23 protein-coding genes and 1 pseudogene are annotated in these 19691 nt (G+C 34.4%); 14 read left to right on the top strand and 10 right to left on the bottom strand.

The window, feature by feature from the left end; genetic code table 11:
- Positions 1-415: 415 nt before the first annotated feature.
- On the top strand, positions 416-1585 hold the full coding sequence (locus FJR09_RS04800; RefSeq protein ID WP_168652544.1) for a hypothetical protein: 1170 nt from the start codon (positions 416-418) through the stop codon (positions 1583-1585).
- Between the two features lie 9 nt (positions 1586-1594).
- Complete coding sequence (locus tag FJR09_RS04805; RefSeq protein WP_015079775.1) at positions 1595-2722, top strand: hypothetical protein; 1128 nt, start codon at positions 1595-1597, stop codon at positions 2720-2722.
- A 199-nt stretch (positions 2723-2921) separates the two neighbouring features.
- On the opposite strand, the gene FJR09_RS04810 is transcribed toward FJR09_RS04805, so the two are convergent.
- The 3 genes from FJR09_RS04810 to FJR09_RS04820 form a co-directional block, all read right to left on the bottom strand.
- Positions 2922-3701, bottom strand: a complete 780-nt coding sequence (locus tag FJR09_RS04810) for an Abi family protein (protein ID WP_015079776.1) — start codon at positions 3699-3701, stop codon at positions 2922-2924.
- An 819-nt stretch (positions 3702-4520) separates the two neighbouring features.
- Positions 4521-4895 carry a type II toxin-antitoxin system PemK/MazF family toxin gene (locus FJR09_RS04815; protein ID WP_015079777.1) on the bottom strand — a complete coding sequence of 125 codons (375 nt, stop codon included), beginning with the start codon at positions 4893-4895 and terminating at the stop codon, positions 4521-4523.
- On the bottom strand, positions 4889-5215 hold the full coding sequence (locus FJR09_RS04820; protein WP_015079778.1) for a hypothetical protein: 327 nt from the start codon (positions 5213-5215) through the stop codon (positions 4889-4891). The genes FJR09_RS04815 and FJR09_RS04820 overlap by 7 nt, the downstream gene beginning before the upstream one ends.
- A 187-nt stretch (positions 5216-5402) precedes the next feature.
- Between FJR09_RS04820 and FJR09_RS26070 the strand changes: the two are divergent.
- Positions 5403-5804, top strand: a pseudogene (locus tag FJR09_RS26070) (type II toxin-antitoxin system VapC family toxin).
- Between the two features lie 243 nt (positions 5805-6047).
- On the opposite strand, the gene FJR09_RS04830 reads toward FJR09_RS26070, so the two are convergent.
- Positions 6048-6344 carry a type II toxin-antitoxin system RelE/ParE family toxin gene (locus FJR09_RS04830; RefSeq protein ID WP_015079779.1) on the bottom strand — a complete coding sequence of 99 codons (297 nt, stop codon included), beginning with the start codon at positions 6342-6344 and terminating at the stop codon, positions 6048-6050.
- A 7-nt stretch (positions 6345-6351) separates the two neighbouring features.
- A complete protein-coding gene (locus tag FJR09_RS04835) occupies positions 6352-6591 on the bottom strand; it encodes an addiction module protein (protein WP_371260394.1) in 240 nt (79 codons plus the stop codon).
- A gap of 175 nt (positions 6592-6766) precedes the next feature.
- Between FJR09_RS04835 and FJR09_RS04840 the strand changes: the two genes are divergently transcribed.
- Together FJR09_RS04840 and FJR09_RS04845 are read left to right on the top strand one after the other, a co-directional pair.
- Positions 6767-7030, top strand: coding sequence for a type II toxin-antitoxin system ParD family antitoxin (locus FJR09_RS04840; RefSeq protein WP_015079781.1), 264 nt, complete (start codon positions 6767-6769; stop codon positions 7028-7030).
- Between the two features lie 2 nt (positions 7031-7032).
- Complete coding sequence (locus FJR09_RS04845; RefSeq protein ID WP_015079782.1) at positions 7033-7359, top strand: type II toxin-antitoxin system RelE/ParE family toxin; 327 nt, start codon at positions 7033-7035, stop codon at positions 7357-7359.
- A 359-nt stretch (positions 7360-7718) separates the two neighbouring features.
- On the opposite strand, the gene FJR09_RS04850 is transcribed toward FJR09_RS04845, so the two are convergent.
- Both FJR09_RS04850 and FJR09_RS04855 read right to left on the bottom strand, forming a co-directional pair.
- Positions 7719-9284 carry an Eco57I restriction-modification methylase domain-containing protein gene (locus FJR09_RS04850; RefSeq protein ID WP_168652543.1) on the bottom strand — a complete coding sequence of 522 codons (1566 nt, stop codon included), beginning with the start codon at positions 9282-9284 and terminating at the stop codon, positions 7719-7721.
- On the bottom strand, positions 9278-10279 hold the full coding sequence (locus FJR09_RS04855; protein WP_168652542.1) for a hypothetical protein: 1002 nt from the start codon (positions 10277-10279) through the stop codon (positions 9278-9280). Before FJR09_RS04855 ends, FJR09_RS04850 begins: the two co-directional genes overlap by 7 nt.
- A 373-nt stretch (positions 10280-10652) precedes the next feature.
- Here FJR09_RS04855 and FJR09_RS04860 point away from each other — a divergent pair, with 373 nt between their 5' ends.
- The 5 genes from FJR09_RS04860 (at position 10653) to FJR09_RS04880 (ending at position 12753) form a co-directional block, all read left to right on the top strand.
- The gene (locus tag FJR09_RS04860; RefSeq protein ID WP_028085305.1) at positions 10653-10874 is read left to right on the top strand and encodes a ribbon-helix-helix domain-containing protein; all 222 of its coding nucleotides are present in this window, start codon (positions 10653-10655) and stop codon (positions 10872-10874) included.
- Positions 10856-11122, top strand: coding sequence for a type II toxin-antitoxin system PemK/MazF family toxin (locus tag FJR09_RS04865; RefSeq protein ID WP_168652545.1), 267 nt, complete (start codon positions 10856-10858; stop codon positions 11120-11122). The genes FJR09_RS04860 and FJR09_RS04865 overlap by 19 nt, the downstream gene beginning before the upstream one ends.
- A 77-nt stretch (positions 11123-11199) precedes the next feature.
- Positions 11200-11487, top strand: a complete 288-nt coding sequence (locus tag FJR09_RS04870) for a hypothetical protein (RefSeq protein ID WP_015079785.1) — start codon at positions 11200-11202, stop codon at positions 11485-11487.
- Complete coding sequence (locus FJR09_RS04875; protein ID WP_015079786.1) at positions 11484-11885, top strand: type II toxin-antitoxin system VapC family toxin; 402 nt, start codon at positions 11484-11486, stop codon at positions 11883-11885. Before FJR09_RS04870 ends, FJR09_RS04875 begins: the two co-directional genes overlap by 4 nt.
- 274 nt (positions 11886-12159) lie before the next feature.
- Positions 12160-12753, top strand: coding sequence for a Uma2 family endonuclease (locus FJR09_RS04880; protein ID WP_015079787.1), 594 nt, complete (start codon positions 12160-12162; stop codon positions 12751-12753).
- Between the two features lie 513 nt (positions 12754-13266).
- Here FJR09_RS04880 and FJR09_RS04885 read toward each other — a convergent pair.
- A complete protein-coding gene (locus FJR09_RS04885; RefSeq protein ID WP_168652319.1) occupies positions 13267-14043 on the bottom strand; it encodes a hypothetical protein in 777 nt (258 codons plus the stop codon).
- A gap of 175 nt (positions 14044-14218) precedes the next feature.
- Here FJR09_RS04885 and FJR09_RS25765 point away from each other — a divergent pair, with 175 nt between their 5' ends.
- Entirely contained in the window at positions 14219-14347 is a 129-nt protein-coding gene (locus FJR09_RS25765; RefSeq protein WP_256370240.1) for a hypothetical protein, read from the top strand.
- Between the two features lie 93 nt (positions 14348-14440).
- On the opposite strand, the gene gndA is transcribed toward FJR09_RS25765, so the two are convergent.
- Positions 14441-15871 carry an NADP-dependent phosphogluconate dehydrogenase gene (gene gndA / locus FJR09_RS04890; protein ID WP_015079789.1) on the bottom strand — a complete coding sequence of 477 codons (1431 nt, stop codon included), beginning with the start codon at positions 15869-15871 and terminating at the stop codon, positions 14441-14443.
- Between the two features lie 228 nt (positions 15872-16099).
- Here gndA and FJR09_RS04895 point away from each other — a divergent pair, with 228 nt between their 5' ends.
- Together FJR09_RS04895 and FJR09_RS26075 are read left to right on the top strand one after the other, a co-directional pair.
- Positions 16100-16288 carry a hypothetical protein gene (locus FJR09_RS04895; RefSeq protein WP_015079790.1) on the top strand — a complete coding sequence of 63 codons (189 nt, stop codon included), beginning with the start codon at positions 16100-16102 and terminating at the stop codon, positions 16286-16288.
- Between the two features lie 16 nt (positions 16289-16304).
- Positions 16305-17228, top strand: coding sequence for a Ycf66 family protein (locus FJR09_RS26075; protein WP_015079791.1), 924 nt, complete (start codon positions 16305-16307; stop codon positions 17226-17228).
- Between the two features lie 51 nt (positions 17229-17279).
- Here FJR09_RS26075 and FJR09_RS04905 read toward each other — a convergent pair whose 3' ends face one another.
- A complete protein-coding gene (locus FJR09_RS04905; RefSeq protein WP_015079792.1) occupies positions 17280-18374 on the bottom strand; it encodes a phosphotransacetylase family protein in 1095 nt (364 codons plus the stop codon).
- A 525-nt stretch (positions 18375-18899) separates the two neighbouring features.
- Here FJR09_RS04905 and FJR09_RS04910 point away from each other — a divergent pair.
- The coding region (locus FJR09_RS04910) for an Rpn family recombination-promoting nuclease/putative transposase (RefSeq protein ID WP_168654031.1) at positions 18900-19691 on the top strand (792 nt) is incomplete at its 3' end.

Genomic DNA, 19691 nt, shown 5'->3' on the forward strand with positions numbered 1-19691 from the left:
ATTTATGAAATTTTTATAATTTTAATAAAGGAATTTATCAGATTTTGAATGAAGTTAGATATTTTCCCATATTGATGCACTAATATAGTATTCTGTCAAGATAATTTAGATGCGTTTCCCCTGGGATTAGTGGAGCGATAGCGAAGCGCTGCTGCAAGCAGTTCGCTGTGATCGTGTTGGTGCATTAAGAGCTATTACCCCCATTTGAATGTTTGATTGGATGGGGGGCTATTGAGTTGGTGCATTAAGGATTTTTAACCGCAGATGTACGCAATATCTTATATTTTTAGAGTGTACATTTGCGGTTGAGTGTATGGTAAAGAATTTTACTTTATTTTTCTTTACATTTAGTTTTGTCTTGATCCATTAATTTAAGACTATTATAAGACTATAAAATTTATTGCTGTTAATTTTCATGAAAATACTTTCTCAAATCTTCGATAACAGAATAAAAGCATACAATATTCTGACAGAAATTTCTATTTCTGAATATTTAGAAATAGCTAAAATTATTCTTCAAAATAATCCTTTACAAAGAAAAAGATTAAGATCATATTCGTCAATATATAACCTACTCAAGAAAGATTTGAAAGTAGGATGTACTATACCTCCCCTAGTTTTAGCACTCGGTAATGAAAATATAGAAATTAATTATGAAGATGATAATGAATCTCTCAATTATATAAATAACCATAAAAATAAATTAATCATTATTGATGGATTACAAAGAACATACACTTTACTCGATGTAGAAAAAGAGTTGGACTTTGAAAATGATGAAAATAAAAGAAATTTTTATGATCATAAGTTAAGATTTGAAATTTATTTAGGTCTTAACAAAATAGGTATATTGTACAGAATGCTGACACTTAATACGGGTCAATCACCTATGTCGGTGAGGCATCAAATAGAAATACTTTATTCAAATTATCTCGATGAAAATATTCCTGGAGGAATAAGATTACTTAGAGAAGTTGAGGAAGAAACTCCGCATCAAATTGGCGAATACAGATTTAATGATGTAATAGATGGTTTCACTTCTTATATTCTTAGGGACGAGTCTAGTTTGGATAGAAGAGACTTGCTTGAAAGTATAAAAAGTTTAGAAAAGCTTGCTCTAGAAAATCAAGATAATGATCTATTTCAAAATTACCTCATAACATATAATAATTTGGTTAAAAAAATACATGAATTAGCAGGTGATTGGAATTTTAATAATGAAGAAATTATATTATCGGGTAAGCCGTTTGGTTCTAGCGTAGATAAAATATTTTCTAAATCACAAGTAATGACAGGTTTTGGTGCTGCCGTAGGTTTTTTGAAAGATAAAAATCTCATTAATTCATTTGATGATATAAATAGAGGTATTGCAGATATTAAACCTAGCAAAGATGACTACAACTTTCTTGACGAGTTAATTAGAAAATTAGATGAAATCAGTAAAACTGCCAAAAAAATAGGCAACTCTCAAAGAATGTATTTTTATTACTTGTTTAGAGAATTATTTAGCTCTGCAAGTGACTCATTTTTATTAATAGATGAATCAATAGAATCTAGTTACAAAAGATACAAATTAAATGAGTAAAGTTTTTATATGTCTCTCAAAATTATAGATGAAGTTTCAAATACAACATATTTGTTAACAGAAGTTACATCAACTTTTAATGATGATGAATATCACTTTGAGCTTTCTGATTCAAGTGGCACTAAGGTCTATATTGATTATGTTTTAACTGCCTACAATGATTATAAACCTGAAGATTACTCATTGTTCATATTTAAGTCATGGATTTTAAATAGTGAAAATAACATTTTTCAGGCTTATGAAAAAGACATTAATGAGAGAGTTGGTTGGATGTTTCCTATTCAATCTCTTGTATCTAATGAACATAAATATGTAAGTAATTCTCATTTTTTAAAATATGCGTATGTTGCATTTCTCAAATTACTAATAAATCGAGAACAGTACGAAACTTTTACTCCATATCTCCAAACTATAGACAGTTATAGATTAACAGAATTTTACGGAGATGATATAATAATATTAGTTTTATCTAATACTCAAATTCAAAAACTTGATAATTTTCATATTGATAATTACCTTACTTCTTTATATTCATATAGTTATTACTACTGTCAACCTATTGATAATTTTAAAGAAATTAATAGTAGAGCTAATTTTCAATCTCCTGGTGATACTAGATTGATACTTCAGAGAAATTCATCCTATTTACAAGGAGAAGTTTATCTACATAGACTTTTCAAAAGTTTGTTAAAAACAGAGGAACATCCTTTGGTTCGGTTTTATCTTCTTTACCAAGTAATTGAACTAATTATAGAGATAATTTTTGAAAAAAGTTTTTCAGATATAATCAATAATTTCCAGAACAATACAGATAAAAATATATATGAACTTAAGGAATCAATAGCATCTATTTCTAGTGAAAAAGAAAGAATATCTAAATTAATAGCTACTTTAGAAAAACATTTTGATGGAAATACTAAAACCAATCTACTTCTTTATTGTAATGACTTACTTGTAGCATTTAATAGTGAGAAAAAAGATAGCTTGGCTTTAGCTTTGTACGCTGTTAGAAGTTTAATAGTTCATAAGTTTAGAAAATTGCCAGAGAAGGATTTACCAAAAATTGCAGAAATTAATAAAGAATTTGAAAATATTGTCATTAAAATAATTTTAAATTACGAAGAAATAAGTATTTAGATTTTGTAGGTTTAAATTAGTAAGTACAGTATCTGTTCACATCATCTCACTCAACCATTACTAGGGATTAGTAGAGCGATAGCGTTCGCGAAGCGTCCCGGAGGGAACTAGCGCTGCTGCAAGCAGTTCGCTGTGATCGTGTTGGTGCATTAAGAGATATTACTCCCATTTGAATGTTTGATTGGATGGGGGTATTATATTATGATAGTGATCTCATGCTAGATGGTATTGAATTTACCAATTTCTCAAATTGATTATTTTCTTCAAAAAAACATAAAGCGTCTTCACTTAACCAACCTAGTAATTTCTTAGCATTTTCGTAGGTTGTCAGTAATTCATCAAATGATAAGTTTCTAGTATTAAAAACAGGTTCATGATGAAATACACGGTTACGTATAATCCTTATTTCGTTTAAAATTCTTCTTATTCGTTTCATGTCGCGCATAAAATTGTGTTTTTCAGGAGCATTTGGAAAAACTTCATGAATATAACGAGGAGAAACAATATGCCATATAATTCTGTCATAGTCAGATCCCATAATTTCTGTCCAAAACCCGAAGTTTAGCTCTGGAGTTAAAGTATCTGATGTAACTATTTTATGGTACATTGGGTTATTAATTTTTTTATTCTGCTTGTTAATTTCTTCCTTTGCTGTGTCTATCTGTTTTAATAATCTTGCTCTTTGAGTATTACCATTTTTGTCGTGCCATTCCGTTGCAGCTTTTCCATTTAACCACTTACCTGCTTTTTCCTCAAACCAATTATCCCCAAATTCTTTAACAACTACATTACTAATACGATTTCGTAAAGCTATTTCAAATACGCAGAGGAATGAATATAGAGATTCTGATAAACTCATATTCAGTGTATATAGTTTCAATGCTTCTAGCTTATCTTCATTGGTCGCATTCAAATACGTTGAAAGGTGTGATTCAGAAAAAACTATGCAAAGACTATCATAGGTAGTAGGGTTAATCATGTTAAAAATTTCAGTATTAATTATGTCATAAGACAGATGCGTTAAAGATGAGTATATAACTTAGAGTTACGGAAATTTGAAATATTTATTTTAAAGACTTGACAAACCTGTAAATCTTAGATACTATGGATATGTGAGCCTTGGGTACTCCTTGGAGCAAAGAGTTGGATACGGCCTTCAAAACGTGAATGAGCGAGAATTAGGCTTGATCACAATTTAGAGTTCCCGACCCCAGGGCGAGAATTTTATTAAACTAAATAACCGCTTTTAAAGTTATAGGATAATTGTAGTCCGTGCTGCGGCGATGTTAGAACCGATCATGTTACGCAGTAATTCTCAGCGTGATTCTTTCGCCTGGAAGCGTGGGGAAACTACCGCCAGTGCGGGTGAGTTGATGGCGTTTACATTATTTTACTCAACTATTACTGGGAATTAGTGGGGCGATTCGCAGTCCAAAAACCTTACCCTGTATCTGTTCACATTATCTCACTCAACTATTACTAGGGATGTTTAGGGCGATAGCGAACGCGAGTGCGTCCCGGAGGGAACTAGCGCTGCTGCAAGCAGTTCGCAGTCCGAAAACCTTACCCTGTATCTGTTGACATTATCTCACTCAAGCATTACCAGGGATGTTTAGAGCGATAGCGTTCGCGAAGCGTCCCGGAGGGAACTAGCGCTGCTGCAAGCAGTTCGCACCTGAAAACCTTACCCTGTATCTGTTTACGTTATCTCACTCAAGTATTACTAGGGATATTTAGGGCGATCATGTAAATAAGAGAAGACAATAGAACCATCACAGATACACCTGGAAATATTCATTTATGTTAAATTCACTAAACCTAGACTAATCTGAATTGCTCTATCTACCTGTTCCATTGTGACTGATTCCAGAACACCCAACCGTTTAATTAATCGTTGTTTATCAATAGAACGAATTTGATTAAGAAGCGCAACAGAATCAACCTGTAAACCTCCTTCTGGTACTTTAATTATCACTTCAGTAGGATACAAAGGTTCTGTAAACTGAGAAGTAAGAGCAGCTACAATAGTTACAGGACTATATTGATTAGAAACGTCATTTTGTAAAATTAAAGCTGGTCGTGTTTTTCTGATTTCTGAACCGATAGTTGGATCAAAATTAACCAAGTAGATTTCACCACGCTGGGGATAGATTATTTTTCCCTTACTTAACACGCTTCCTCTTCCAAATTAAACCACTCTTCAACTAATCCTAAATCACGTTCTGCTCTTTTAATAGCTCCTTGTTTTAACTGTTCTTTGATATTACTAAATTTACTATAACTACCATTCGCATATTCATCACGGACTAATTGAATTTCTTTTTTAGTTTCTTCATCTTCTTGCCAATTTTCCTCTTCAGCATCAGCGATCGCTTCATTAAGAAGTTGTGAAATCTTTCGTTTTTCTGATAAACTTAGCGCATTTAAAGAGTTAATCAATAACTCCATCGGAATGAATAGATTTAATCCAGTTTGTGACATGGTTCTTATCATAATGTGATTGTCGTTCTACATTATATCAAATGATGGCGAATTAGTCTATAAAAACCCTGTATCTGTTTACATTATCTCACTCAAGCATTACTAGGGATTATGGTGCTTGGGAAGATGAACGCACAGCAGCAGAAATAGTCAAAGAGATTTATGATAGCCGAACTATTTCTAACTACGATATTAGCTTATGACTTATTTATTAGATACTGACACCTGCATTTACTGGATTAAAAACATTAATTCCGTCAGAGATAAAATTCAACAAATAGGATGGGAGCAAATTTCTATTTGCAACATCACCGTTGCTGAATTGTATTTTGGTGCTTACAATTCTCAAAAAGTAGCAGAAAATTTAACTCGTGCATAAAAATTCATTCAAGATATTGAAGTTATAAATTTAGATAATAATGCTGTCAAAAAGTTTGGAGAATTAAAAGCAGAACTTAGAAAAATAGGACAACCAGTAGCAGATTTCGATTTATTAATTGCTAGTGTGGCAACAACTAGAAACTATATTTTAGTCACTAACAACACTCGTCATTATAGCCGAATTTCAGAGCTAAAATTAGACAACTGGATTTCACCTTAAAAAAGTTCTTGAAGATGAGTTAACAATAACATAACCCATCATTAATAACGCACTTATTACAACCCAAAAATCCTGTATTTGTTCACATTATCTCATCTAATCATCACTAGGGATTACTGGAGCGATAGCGAAGCGCTGCTGCAAGCAGTTCGCAGTCCGAAAACCTTACCATGTATCTGTTTACATTATCTCAGTCAACTATTACAAGGGATTACTGGAGCGAATTATCACATGAATTAAATCTTATAAACGCCTTTCCCATTGTTGCGGATCACGTTTAACATGAAAACAACCAATAATAGAAATTGTTTCATCTATAATAATGTAAAGCAATCCATAGGGAAACTTCCGAATTAACTTTTTTCTAACTTGTTCATGAACAATTGGACAAGCAAAAGGATTACGTTGAATAGTTGAAAAACTAGCATCAACAACACGAATAAATTCAGAATCTAATCCAACAGTATGCTGTTCATACCAATTATAAGCATCCTCTAAATCAAGTTCTGCTTCTGGTGTAATGAAAATTTTGTAAGTCATATATTAACTAACGATTAAATTTTTGTTTCACTTCCTCCCAACTAGAAACTTGATGAGGATTTTGATAATAAAGTTCTAAACGTCTCTCCAATTCCTGTTTTTGAGCATCACTAATAGTTACATTATCAGCATCTACAGTGATACTATCCCAAATATCTTGGACTAATTGGATTCTTTCGGCAGTAGTTAATTGTAAAATGTTTTGAGGTAGTAAGTTCTCCATAAATCTTCCCATTTGAGTAGACAATATTTTTATTTTAACTCATCATTAGCAAGTAGGTTAGGTTGAAACTAAATTTGGTGATTTTGAAAACTCATTGATTAATATTTACAATACTTTACAAATCATCATCACTGTTATCATGGCAGAAAATGACAGAAACTGCCATACTATAGAAAAGAAGATTCACTGAAATCACATTATGAAAAGTATGAATATTTCCTTACCTGACACCATGCGCGATTATATAGAAGAACAGGTAGCGCAAGGTGGTTACAGCAGCGTCAGTGAATATTTTCGAGAATTAGTGCGACAAGACCAAAAACACAGAGCAAACGAACGATTACAAACCATGCTTTTAGAAGGATTAAACTCAGGAAATGCAACAGAAATGACTGCACAAGATTGGGAAGATATTCGTCAAGCAGTTCGTGAAAAAACTAACAAACGTCAAAGTGCAATTTAGCCATGATGTTTGCAATTAAAAAAAGACCTCAAGTTATCCGCGACTTGATAGATTTAGCTACCTACATAGCAGAAGACAGTTTAGACGTTTCCGACCGGTTTTTAATAGCAGCAGAAACAACATTTAAACAATTAGCTAAAACTCCAGCAATGGGAAAACTCTGTCAATTTTCCCATCCCAATTTAGCAGATATTCGACAACAATCAATTAAAGGATTTAGAAAATATCTCATTTTTTATCGTATCACTGAATCAGAAATTGATATTTTGCGAGTTATTCATGGTGCAAGAGATATTGAAACAATATTAGATGAGGATTTAGAAATATGAGTAATTAGGTTGGGTTGACGCAAGGAAACTCAACAATACAAACTATTAATAACACTAAATTACAACCCGAAAACCCTGTATCTGTTCACATCATCTCACCCAACCATCACCAACTATCATGTAAATAAGAGAAGACAATAGAACCATCACAGATACACCACCGAAACATTCACCTCACCTGAGAATTATCACCCGACCATGAGTTATAATCAAGATTAAAGTCATAACCATAAAATTACTATGACTCTCCAAATCCTAGACAAAACTACCGCAATTTCCGAACAGCGATTTCTTCTACCTGGTAAATATCAAATTAGGCTAGTTTTTATGTGACAACAAGACAAACACATTCTATAATTTTAGAACGGTGAAAGGAGATTGATAACAGATGTATCTACTAGTTTATGAGATACCTGCTTATGAACGTATTTCATAATAGAATCAATAATTTCTTGTTGTAGAATTTCACATAATACTTGTTTATTACCTTGTTTGAGTTCTACTAGTAATTCTTGAGTTTTCAAAGAGATATATTTTAGAGTATCCTCATCTGGTAAAATTACAGGAGTTTTTAAAATATACCTAGCAGAATTATTTGCAGATGGATTAATATCTTTTAAGCAAACCCAAAATACTGGCGAGTTACAATAAGCTAATAGAAAATATAAATCAACTGAAGATTTAGGAAAAATTCCTACTATAGATTGATCAAAAAGACTTTCCTCAATTAATGCAGCCGTAGGACGTTTAGATGTCACCATAGGAAAGCCAATTCCTGTTTTAAAATAGTAGGATGAGTTTTGAAATCTTGATTTTTTATTTGTTTTATAATGTTCAACTGCATCCTGACTCCAATCTACATACCATTGAGTTGGTTTCATAAAATTATAACCACCGCCTTTTAGAATAGGAATAAAATGTTTTGATCCTTCTATTCCATTTAAAGGATTTTTTAATGTAGAAGGTTTAGTTTCAATAGAACTAGAATTAACGACTAAATAATCAGCAGAACCTTTGACTAAAACAGATGCTTTCCGCAGAAAAACTCTATCATTTCCTGAGTAGAAACCTGTCACACAGTCAGCAATATCAGCCATTTTAATTATATTATTTGACAATTTATTAAAAACTGATTCATTAGCCGATATAGAAATGGATAGAGATTCATTATCAAAAATATCTTTCTGAATGATATTATTACCATTAGATTCCATATTTGGGGATTCTGTAAAATCTCCTAAAGAGTCAACAAATTTTACAGAAAAAGAATGGTTGTATTTCGGTTTTTCAGCACATATAGAAATAATACAAAGACCAGCATAACCAAATGAAATACCAGGAAATAGAGATGAACGAAAGACATCTATACTTTCAATTGTAAATTCTTCGAGAATATAACGTCTAATAGTAATATAACTGTGAAGATACAAAAAAGTGTCAGGAATAATAAATACAAGTCTTCCTTTTTGTGCAAGTAATTTGAGACAACGTAGCAAAAAAACAGTATATGTCTCTTTAATATAAAATCCCGGATATTTTCTTTTTAATTCTGTACGACGCTCATATTCTTGCCAACCTCCATAGGGAGGATTGCCCAAAATCTTTGTAAATTTGTGATCAAAAGACTCACAAAGGTCTAAATCTGGACAAAATATAGTATCCCTTTCTCTTATTTCTACATTCTTTAAGTTACTAAACTTTAATTTGAGATTTTTTGCGTGTTCAGGATGTAACTCATAAGCGACAGATGATATATCTTTATTAATATCAAGTGCTGCTGCTAAAAGATGTCCTTCTCCTGCACAGGGTTCAAGTAGTTTATCATTCACTTCTAGTCTCAATAGTGAAACCATATATGAAGATAAAGCTTGATCTGATGTAAAATAAGTTTGGTATTTATCTCTATATCTTGTTTCTCTTACCATTGTAGATATCCCATTAAATTACATTTCTGAAAATCACTTACTGTTGTACTTAATAAATCATTTTGCCAATCAATATTTGAATTTATCCAGGTTTGGATATCAAAAGTTGTAAAATCACCAATTTTTTCATAAGCTTCATCACCACAATACGCATTCCAAACCCCAGATTGTTTTAACTGTTTAAAGTAATTATTATTCAACTCTTCTTTAGCACGAACGAGCAAAATATTACTATATTCATCTTCTAATAATTTAGAATAAATAGTTGGTACCATAAGTAGTCGGTTAGTATTTCCTTTTTCATTTGAGCCAAATCCACTTTTAAAATCTATATTGAATCTTTTTTTTCTAATAATAGCATGAAAATCTAATTTAAGACTAATTTTTCCAGAATCAATAACTAACCACAGGTTTTCAAAATCATTGATGAGTTTAATTTTTTGTTCTTGAGAAATCGGTAAGATATTAATGTGTTTTTCCGTATCGCTTTTGATATTTTCTCTGACTTGAGAAAAAGTTTTTGGTTCAAAAGAGGTTAAGTCCGCTGCTTTTGGCGGGTACAAAAATGGTAACTTAACAAACTCCTCCCAAAGTTCACCAATTCGTCGAGAAAATGCCATATATTCATAAGGCCACACTTCATGACGTAAATCAAGCATTACTACATGAGTGCAATAAGTAGTGAAAAGAAGTGAGGACAATTTATCTTGATCATCCCAATTATCTTGAATTGCAGCTTTAATAATTTCATCGAAAAAATCCTTCTTGATTGTATTTATTGCTGTATTGATATCACTAGTAATTTTTTCTTTATATTTTTTAGTATTTTTGTCATACTTTTTAGTACCTTTTTGATATTTTTTAGTGCTTTTTTGATATTCTTCATTATCGACTTCTCTTTTAATTTCAGAAAGTTTTTCATTTCCTAATTCCCTAAAATATTCCAATAAAGCACATTTATTTTGGGTATTTTCTGGAGTTATTTGAAATTTCATAATTATTTTTCTGTTGTTTAGCTTTTTTAGTATACAGCGTATTATGATATGGCAAATCAATTAATAACAACGAAAATTTAATAATATTTAATGATTTTGGGAACATACCCCACCATTAATAACGCACTTATTACAACCCAAAAACCCTGTATCTATTCACATCATCTCACCCAATCATCACAAGCCATGTGTACGGCGATCGCAGCTATCGTGTAAATAAGAGAAGACAATAAAACCATCACAAATACACCTGGAAACATTCACTTCACCTGAGAATTATCACCCGCACTAAATCCAATCCTATATTTACAAACTACTAGACTAAAAATATCAAATTAGGCTATACTACTTATAGTATGACTGTAGGTAGGATATGGCTAAAATCTCAATTTCATTGCCAGATGAACTACTAAATTACATTGACCAAAAAGTTGATAACCGTAGTGCGTTAATTGAAAGTCTCTTGAAACAATGGCAAGAACAAAAACAAAATGAAGCACTAGCCGCAGCTTGCGCTTTGGTTGATGAATTAGAATTAGGTTGGGAAAGTGAATGGCAAAACATAGCGATTACCGAATGGGAAGCATCTGGATAGTAACATTTAACCCATCCGTAGGTACAGAAATTCAAAAAACTCGTCCAGCACTGATAATTTCTGGGACTTTGTTTAACAACGAACGCAGCAAAGTCACAGTTTTACCTTTTACTTCCGCAAAACTGAATAACCCCCGCATTTCACCTGCGGTAGTTGAAGTACCTATATCAGCACGAAATGGACTTTCTGTGGATAGTCTTTTAATCTGCGTTGAACCCATGACATTGGATATGATAGAGAAATTTTGAAAAGAACTCGGGGATCTTTGGGGTGTAGTTTATAATAGGAGTATACCGAAAAAATTTACTCAATTGAGGAGTTAATCATGGTAATAAAAATTGCAGAAATATCTCAAGATATTGACACCTTAACAGAAGAAGCGCAAATCTTACTACTTGATTTTATTCAATTACTTAAAAAACGTTATCCAAAACCAGAAAGTCAACTCATAGAAAATGAGATAACTTTCTCATCTACCCAAAAACAAAAATCACATCCACTAGATACATTTCTAGAAAAACATAGTGCTTGGGAAGATGAACGCACAGCAGCAGAAATAGTCAAAGAGATTTATGATAGCCGGACTATTTCTAATTACGATATTAGCTTATGACTTATTTATTAGATACTGACACCTGCATTTACTGGATTAAAAACATTAATTCCGTCAGAGAGAAAATTCAACAAATAGGATGGGAGCAAATTTCTATTTGCAACATCACCGTTGCTGAATTGTATTTTGGTGCTTACAATTCTCAAAAAGTAGCAGAAAATTTAACTCGTGCAGAAAAATTTATCCAAGATATTGAAGTTATACATTTAGATAATAATGCTGTCAAAAAATTTGGAGAATTAAAAGCAGAACTTAGAAAAATAGGACAACCAGTAGCAGATTTTGATTTATTAATTGCTAGTGTGGCAATAACTAGAAACTATATTTTAGTCACTAACAACACTCGTCATTATAGCCGAATTTCCGAGCTAAAATTAGACAACTGGATTTCACCTTAAAAAGTTCTTGAAGATGAGTTAACAGTAATATAACCCATCATTAATAACGCACTTATTACAACCCGAAAAGCCTATATCTGTTTACATGATCTCACTCAACCATTACTAGGGATTAGTAGAGCGATAGCGAACGCGAGTGCGTCCCGGAGGGAACTAGCGCTGCTGCAAGCAGTTCGCCGCATGACAGATACACCTGGAAAGATTCACCTCACCTGAGAATTATCACCCGACCATGAGTTATAATCAAGATTAAAGTCATAACCATAAAATTACTATGACTCTCCAAATCCTAGACAAAACTACCACAATTTCCGAACAGCGATTTCTTCTACCTGGTTATTACACCTGGAAGGAATTTGAAATAATAAAAACCTTAACCGCAGACGCAGGAAATTTGCGGATAACTTATCTTGATGGGTACATCGAATTTATGACACTTGGTGAAGAACACGAAAATATCAAAAAAATTATCGCTATTTTGATAGAAGCATATCTTTTTGAAAAAGGGATAAACTTTATTCCAGTAGGTAGTGCTACTCGTCGCGCAAAAGAAAAGAATGCTTCCTTTGAACCTGATGAATCTTATTACATCGGAGAAAGAAAAGAAAATCCAGATTTAGCAATTGAAATTAATATTACCAGTGGCAGTATTGACAAACTAGAAAAATATAAAAGGTTTAATATTACCGAAGTCTGGTTTTGGGAAAATAATCAATTGTATTTATATCATCTTAAAAATGATAATTATGAGCAAATTAATCAAAGTGAATTATTGCCAGATTTAGATATAGATTTATTGATAAGTTGTGTTTTGATGCCTCACATTATTGATGCAAGAACAGCATTTATTAAAGGTATTAAAAAGTAGTAATTTGTAGTTTGGGTTGACACAAGGAAACCCAACAATACCCACCATTAATAATGCTAAATTGCAGCCCAAAAACCCTGTATCTGTTCACATTATCTCACCCAACCATTACCAACTATCATGTAAAGAAGAGAAGACAATAGAACCATGACATTGTTTTGTTTCCCTAAAACCTTTTTATCGGATTTCGGGTATTCTTTTTTCTATCACACTTTCTGCATGAAGGAAATCCCTGGCTTATTTGTCAAAATTAACACACTAGTATCTCATATCAAAATACTTTATTTGTTTCAAAAAGGTTCAGCATTTACGTGTTCGTATAATATTTAAAGTTATCATTGACTCTTAGAGGGTGTTTGAAAAGTCGGACAAGTTGTAAAAAAGCTCTCTCAGTATAAGCTGTAAATAAATATGCGATCGCTTTTTCAACTCATGCCAAATAGCGATAAGTGGTATAACAAAAATAAGGTGCGTTACATTTCATTTACGCATTTTACAAGATCGGCGATCGCATTAACGTATAAACCAGTCATATAAAATAACTGGGAAAGGAATAACCCACCACCACTTATCCAGAAAGTTTGCTAGTTGTTTCTTCCAGTTAAGTTTAATTTCACTAGTGGGAGTTATCAAATCACACTTAGCTTTATAAGCGAGGTACTTACCGTTTTGATTTGTTTGCCAAATCTGTTCTCCTTCCTTAATAACGAATCCATCTTTGAATGGTATATCTGAATGATCACAAAAGTCATTCATTAGCTTTTGTAACAACTCGCTTAGTTTGATAGATTTCTCCGTATCTCGTATAACAAGTTGCGATAGTCTAACAGGTTTATCATCAGAATCTGAGAAGTTGTTGACTATATCTAAACACAGCACACCGTCAATGTGTTCCAAACCACCTAGCATTTTTCTGTTGGACGCATCTATTAGAGACAAAACAGATAAGTCGCTCTGTATCAGATTTTCTAGAATAACTAGTCCCAGAGCATCAGGATAATTGAGAACTTCTTTACTGTCCTTTATCTGATTATTTGCATCTCTCAATACTTTATTAATACTGTTATAAAAGTCACGCTTAAAGTTTTGATCAGAGATGGGAACTTTAAGAGCCAGTTTTTCTACTTTCTCCTTAATTTCGATACTCGAAAATTCTTTTATTTCACAAACAATTTGACTATCAAATAATAAAAAATCTGCCCGATCCTTGCACTCGATGAAATAGCTATTGTACTCTTGATTATCAAGATTCATTGCTTTTTCATATCTTTCTAAGAACTCTTTCATCATGAGTTAAAAGCAACCTTACCGATGGTGAAGCAATCACAAACATTTTGAAGATACTATAATATAACATCCAGAGAATAACAATAAAAATTTTAAATTCAGATATCGTTTATATCCAGGTGTTATGTAGAATTTTTGACGTTGCTGATAGCCTGCGTGGCGATAGCCATATTGAGGTATGAAAATCAAACATTCTATTTCTCAAACTCTTACTCTCCGTGACTCTGCGCCTCTGCGTGATAAAAATCATACCTTCATTCACCAACGCCAATTTTTTGGACTATCCACCTTAAATCTTGATTCTTAATCTCACAATTAAGGGCGGGGTTTCCCCGCCCCTATAGGCAATTTTGCCGAAATAAATGGCAAGAATTAACTTGAAAGTTTAACTAGAAGTGTTTTACTTCTGAGCTTCAGCAATAGGAACCCACTCAGTGTGGAAAGATCCTTCTTTGTCAGTTCGTTTGTAGGTGTGAGCGCCGAAGTAGTCCCGTTGTGCTTGAGTTAAGTTTTGTGGCAAGCGATCGCGGCGGTAACTATCGAAGTAATCTAAAGAAGCACTGAAAGCTGGAACAGGAATACCCAATTTAGCAGCAGTGACAATTACTTCACGCCAAGCAGCTTGTCTATCCAGAATTGTTTGCTTAAATTCAGGCGCTAACAACAAGTTAGGTAAAGCGGGATTTTCGTCAAATGCTTTCTTAATCTTATTCAAGAAACCAGCGCGAATAATACAACCACCTTTCCAAATCCGCGCCATTTCGCCCAGATTTAATTCCCAATTGTAGGTTTTAGAAGCTGTAGATAACAGCGCCATACCTTGAGCATAAGAACAGATTTTGGAACAATAAAGAGCATCACGCACCATGTTCACAAAAGCGGCAATATCACCACCATACTTAGCATTTGGTCCGGTGATGACCTTAGAAGCAGCAATCCGTTCATCTCGAATTGAAGAGAGAATTCGAGCATTTACCGCTGCTGTAATTGTCGGAATAGCTACACCCAATTCTAAAGCAGTTTGTACAGTCCAACGACCAGTTCCCTTTTGACCGGCTGCGTCAACAATCAAATCAACGAGGGGAATCTTGGTATCAGGATCTACGTAGGGGAAAATATTCGCGGTAATCTCAATCAAAAATGAATTGAGTTCGTCAGTTGTATTCCATTGAGCAAAGACTTCATGGAGTTGTGCTGGACTTAAACCAGCCACATTTTTCAGCAGATCGTAGGCTTCTGCAATTAACTGCATATCGCCGTACTCAATACCGTTGTGAACCATTTTTACATAGTGTCCAGAACCACCAGGACCAATGTAGGTTACACAGGGACCATCATCAACTTGAGCCGCGATTTTGTTGAAAATGGGGGATAGGTACTCGTAGGAGCTTCTTGTGCCACCGGGCATGAGAGAAGGTCCATTTAAAGCTCCTTCTTCACCACCACTCACACCCATACCGATATAGCGTAAACCGATGGGTTCTAATTCTTGAGTGCGTCTTTCGGTATCTTCAAACCAAGAGTTACCACCGTCAATAATGATATCACCTTCTTGTAGCAAAGGTTTAAGCTGTTGAATTACCGCATCAACAGGCTTACCAGCTTGTACCATCACCAAAATTTTGCGGGGACGTTCCAATGAGGCGACAAATTGTTCGAGGCTAAAAGCGGCTCTAACGTTCCGTCCTGGGGCGCGGTGCGCCATGAAGGCATCGGTTTTTTCACGAGAGCGGTTGTAAACTGCAATTGGGAAGCCATTTCTTTCTACGTTAAGTGCGATATTTTCGCCCATAACTGCTAATCCAATCACACCAAAGCTTTGTAGTGTCATAGTTCAGTTTAAATCTTTTGTTTGGGTTTGGCTCTTTCTCTTGCAGATCCTTTCTCTTTAAGGGTAGTCCGAGATTTTCGCTTCACTCCTAAAGAAGATATTAAGAGTTTTTCTAAAATTTAAGAAATCATCACTCACATCAATGAATTAATTTTAATTTGTATTGAAGTCCACAATTTAGTCCCAAATTTTGCAAAATTAAAATACATATAGCAGGAGTTCAGGAGTATGGCTAACGCCACGCTTCGCTATCAGGAGTTCAGAAGGAAGAAGGAAGAAGGAAGAAGGAAGAAGGAAGAAGGAAGAAATTTCTCCCCTACTCCCCCTACTCCCCTACTTCCCCTACTTCCCCTACTCCCCTACTTCCCCTACTCCCCCTACTCCCCTACCCCCTGTTCCCTTTCTCGAATTAAATAGTAAGGAGGATTAAAAAATGCTGGCTTATCTTCTAGCGTTGGTAATCGGTTTTGGCAGTCTCGCCATTTATCTATCAGCCTTCTTTTTTCCAGAAATCCATCGCAAGAATGATTTTATCTGGAGTGGTGTTGGGCTATTCTACGCTTTAGTGTTATGGATTTTTGCATCTCGAATTACTGGGGGGCTGTTACTAGGTCATGTAGCTAGTGTGGCACTGTTGGTATGGTTTGGCTGGCAAACTCTCTCATTACGGCGACAACTTGCTCCCGCAGGACAACAAACTCCTCTCCCCAGTCCTGAGCTAATTAAGATTAGTTTCCAATCGCAAATGTCAAAGTTTTCTGTGAAAGAGAAATTTGGACAGTTATCAAGCTTCGTTGCTGGTGTATTTGGTGGTGCTAAAGCGAAGATACAGCAGACTGTGAACAAAAAGCCTGTGATCAAAACTGCTGAAGAGATTTTACAAACAACTCCAACTGAAGCAACGCCACCGTCAGTATTACCAGATCAGTCGGTAACTGCTACCCCAGCAATTACAACTGAAAGTTTATCAGCGGATACTTTTTCTCAATCTCCTATTTTGGAAGTGGTAGAAGTAGCACCAACTCCACCCACTTTTATGGAGGAAGAACAGGTAATTCCGCCAACAGCACCGGAAACTGTGGTAGAGATCACTCAAACTGAGGTGGTGATTTCCGAGTCATTTATCACAGGAGAAACCGAAACTGTAGTCGAGATCATTCAAACTGAGGTGGTTATTGCCATAGAAGAAACTAGCGAAACGGCAGATGCACCAGAAATAAGTTCCCCAAATCCAGTGACATCAGAGTTATTAGCCGCAGAAGCAGCCGAAAAGTCTGATATGACCATTGAGGAAGTTAAACCAGTTGGGGAAGCATTGCCAGAACAAATCCCACTAAATAAACCAATCGAGGAGTAATTAAGAGGATTTACGCTGCTGATTCTAATAAATCAAAGGAATCTGGGTAGTTTATGATACTGCTGCCGCTGGATTAAGTCCCAATTGGGATAATAAACGGTCAATATCAAAATGCTCAGACATAAGAGAGCGAATGCACTCTATTTTAATTGGTTCATGAACACGAACTTGACCAAAGGTGCGATCGATGATTTCTACTGTGGTGAGAGTGTCTAAATCCACGGATAAAATCGGGATTTCTAACTCTTCAGCGCGGTTGAGGATAAAGGCAGGGGGTGGTAGTTGTCCAGTCAGGATGAGGCATTGAGTAGATGTTTCTAAGGCTGCTTGTTGAATTTCAACGCGATCGCCTCCTGTCACTACTGCCATGTTCTGACGTTTGCGGAAGTATTTGACGGCGGAGTTGACGTTCATTGCCCCAATTGCCAGACTTTCAACTAATAAATCTAGGCGATCGCTCCGACAAAGAACTTCCGCGTTTAACTGCTTGACTAATTCTCCTACACTCACACTGCGGAGGACATCGCTTTTGGGCAATGTTGCGAGGACGGAAATTCCCTGTTTTTCTAGGAATGGGCGTAAGAGTGTGTGAACTAACTCTAATTTTTCGTGAGGTACTTCATTAATTACCACACCCATTAACCGTTTGCCTAATTGCTGTTTAGCAAATAATAACGCCTCAACAGAAGTTAGTGATTGATAACGGCTAATTAACAGTACAGGAGCATCTAATTTTTCTGCTAATTCCAGTAAGGATAATCCAAATAAATTTCCTTCTGATAAGTTAGCAGGCCCTTCTAAGATTACCAAATTACTCTTTGGTATTTGTGAATACTTTTGTACTAGTAACTCTTGATAGTTGGTTGTATCTTCTCCCTGTAAGCGTTTCTGGACGGTAATTTCATCCAAAGATAATAAGGTGGGAGCAATGCGGTTGTCTGGCAGGTTAAGGTTATGAGTAATGAACTGGACATCTTCTTCAACTACTGTTCCCGCAGATGTCTTGACAAAATTACCCAAAGGTTTGCCATAAGCAATGTCCAAACCTTTTTGTTTTAGCTGATGAGACAAACCTAAAACTGTTGCAGATTTGCCACTGTAAGCTTCAACTGATCCAACCAGCAAGTATTTAGCAAGTGTTGGCACGTATGCACTCCTAATTTCAAAAGTTTGTACAACTCAGCTAGGTGTCTACTAATTTTAGTGCAATAGGCGGAAGGTAAATAGCAATAGCTATCCTAATTGCCTAAATTTTCAAAATTAACTGGGAATAAATCTAGCTGTGGTAGCTATTGTAGCGATTTTGATCAAGATAAAAATATCTGTTTAAATAAATAATTTATGTTTCTTGGCATATAAAAGCGATTATATTGAAGCTTTGATTTCTTCTGATGTCATTACATGATCTGGATTTGCTTCGTAATCAGTAATCCGAGGCTTGATAGATACTGTACAATAAATAATTATATCTTTACCCACAAATTCCGCGCCTTGCGTTCTTATTTGATGGCAAAGAATCAAACAGGTTATACCGATGAGGAAATTTTTGAGATAATTTCATGAAGCTAGTTCTAGATACTAATGTTCTGATTCAGGAAATATTAGACAGAGTTTTCTAAATACATAGTTATTCAGCGAGTATTTCATTAAAATAATCTTGGAGGAGTAGTTATGTCCGCAAAATACTTTAATCCTTATACAGATTTCGGTTTTAAGAAACTGTTCGGAGAAGAAGGCAGTAAAGATCTACTCATGGATTTTCTCAACCAACTTCTACCAATACATCATCAAATTCAACAATTAACCTTTAAAAATCCAGAAAATCTAGCTGATACCATAGCAGAACGTAAAGCCATATTTGATATTTATTGCGAAAGTAAAACTGGTGATAAGTTTATCGTGGAAATGCAAAAAGCAAAAATCAAGCATTTCAAAGATAGAGCCTTATTTTATTCCACATTCCCCATTCGTGAACAATCAGAAAAAGGCGATTGGAATTTCTTTTTACTACCCGTCTATTTTATCGCCATTTTAGATTTCGAGTATGACGAAAATACAACATCTAAATTTAGGCGCGATGTATGTCTAAAAGATCAAGATGGTGATATTTTCTTTGATAAGTTAAACTTTAAATTTTTACAAATGCCATTATTTAATAAACAAGAAAATGAATTAATAACGCATTTTGATAAATGGCTGTATTTTTTGAAGAACTTAGAAAGTTTTAATCATATACCCGTGATATTAAATGAACCAATATTTCAGAAAGGGTTTGAAATAGCGGAAATATCTCACTTAAATGTGGAGCAGTATGAACAATATAAGAAGAGTTTAGTCCAGTATTTAGAAGTGAAAAATGTATTTGATACAGCCTTTGAAGAAGGTGAGAAAGCTGGTATTGAGAAGGGTATTGAGCAAGGTATTGAGAAAGGTATTGAGAAGGGCATTGAGAAGGTTGCCAAA

It is taken from the genome of Dolichospermum sp. UHCC 0406, from assembly GCF_009712025.1.
Classification (GTDB): domain Bacteria; phylum Cyanobacteriota; class Cyanobacteriia; order Cyanobacteriales; family Nostocaceae; genus Dolichospermum; species Dolichospermum lemmermannii.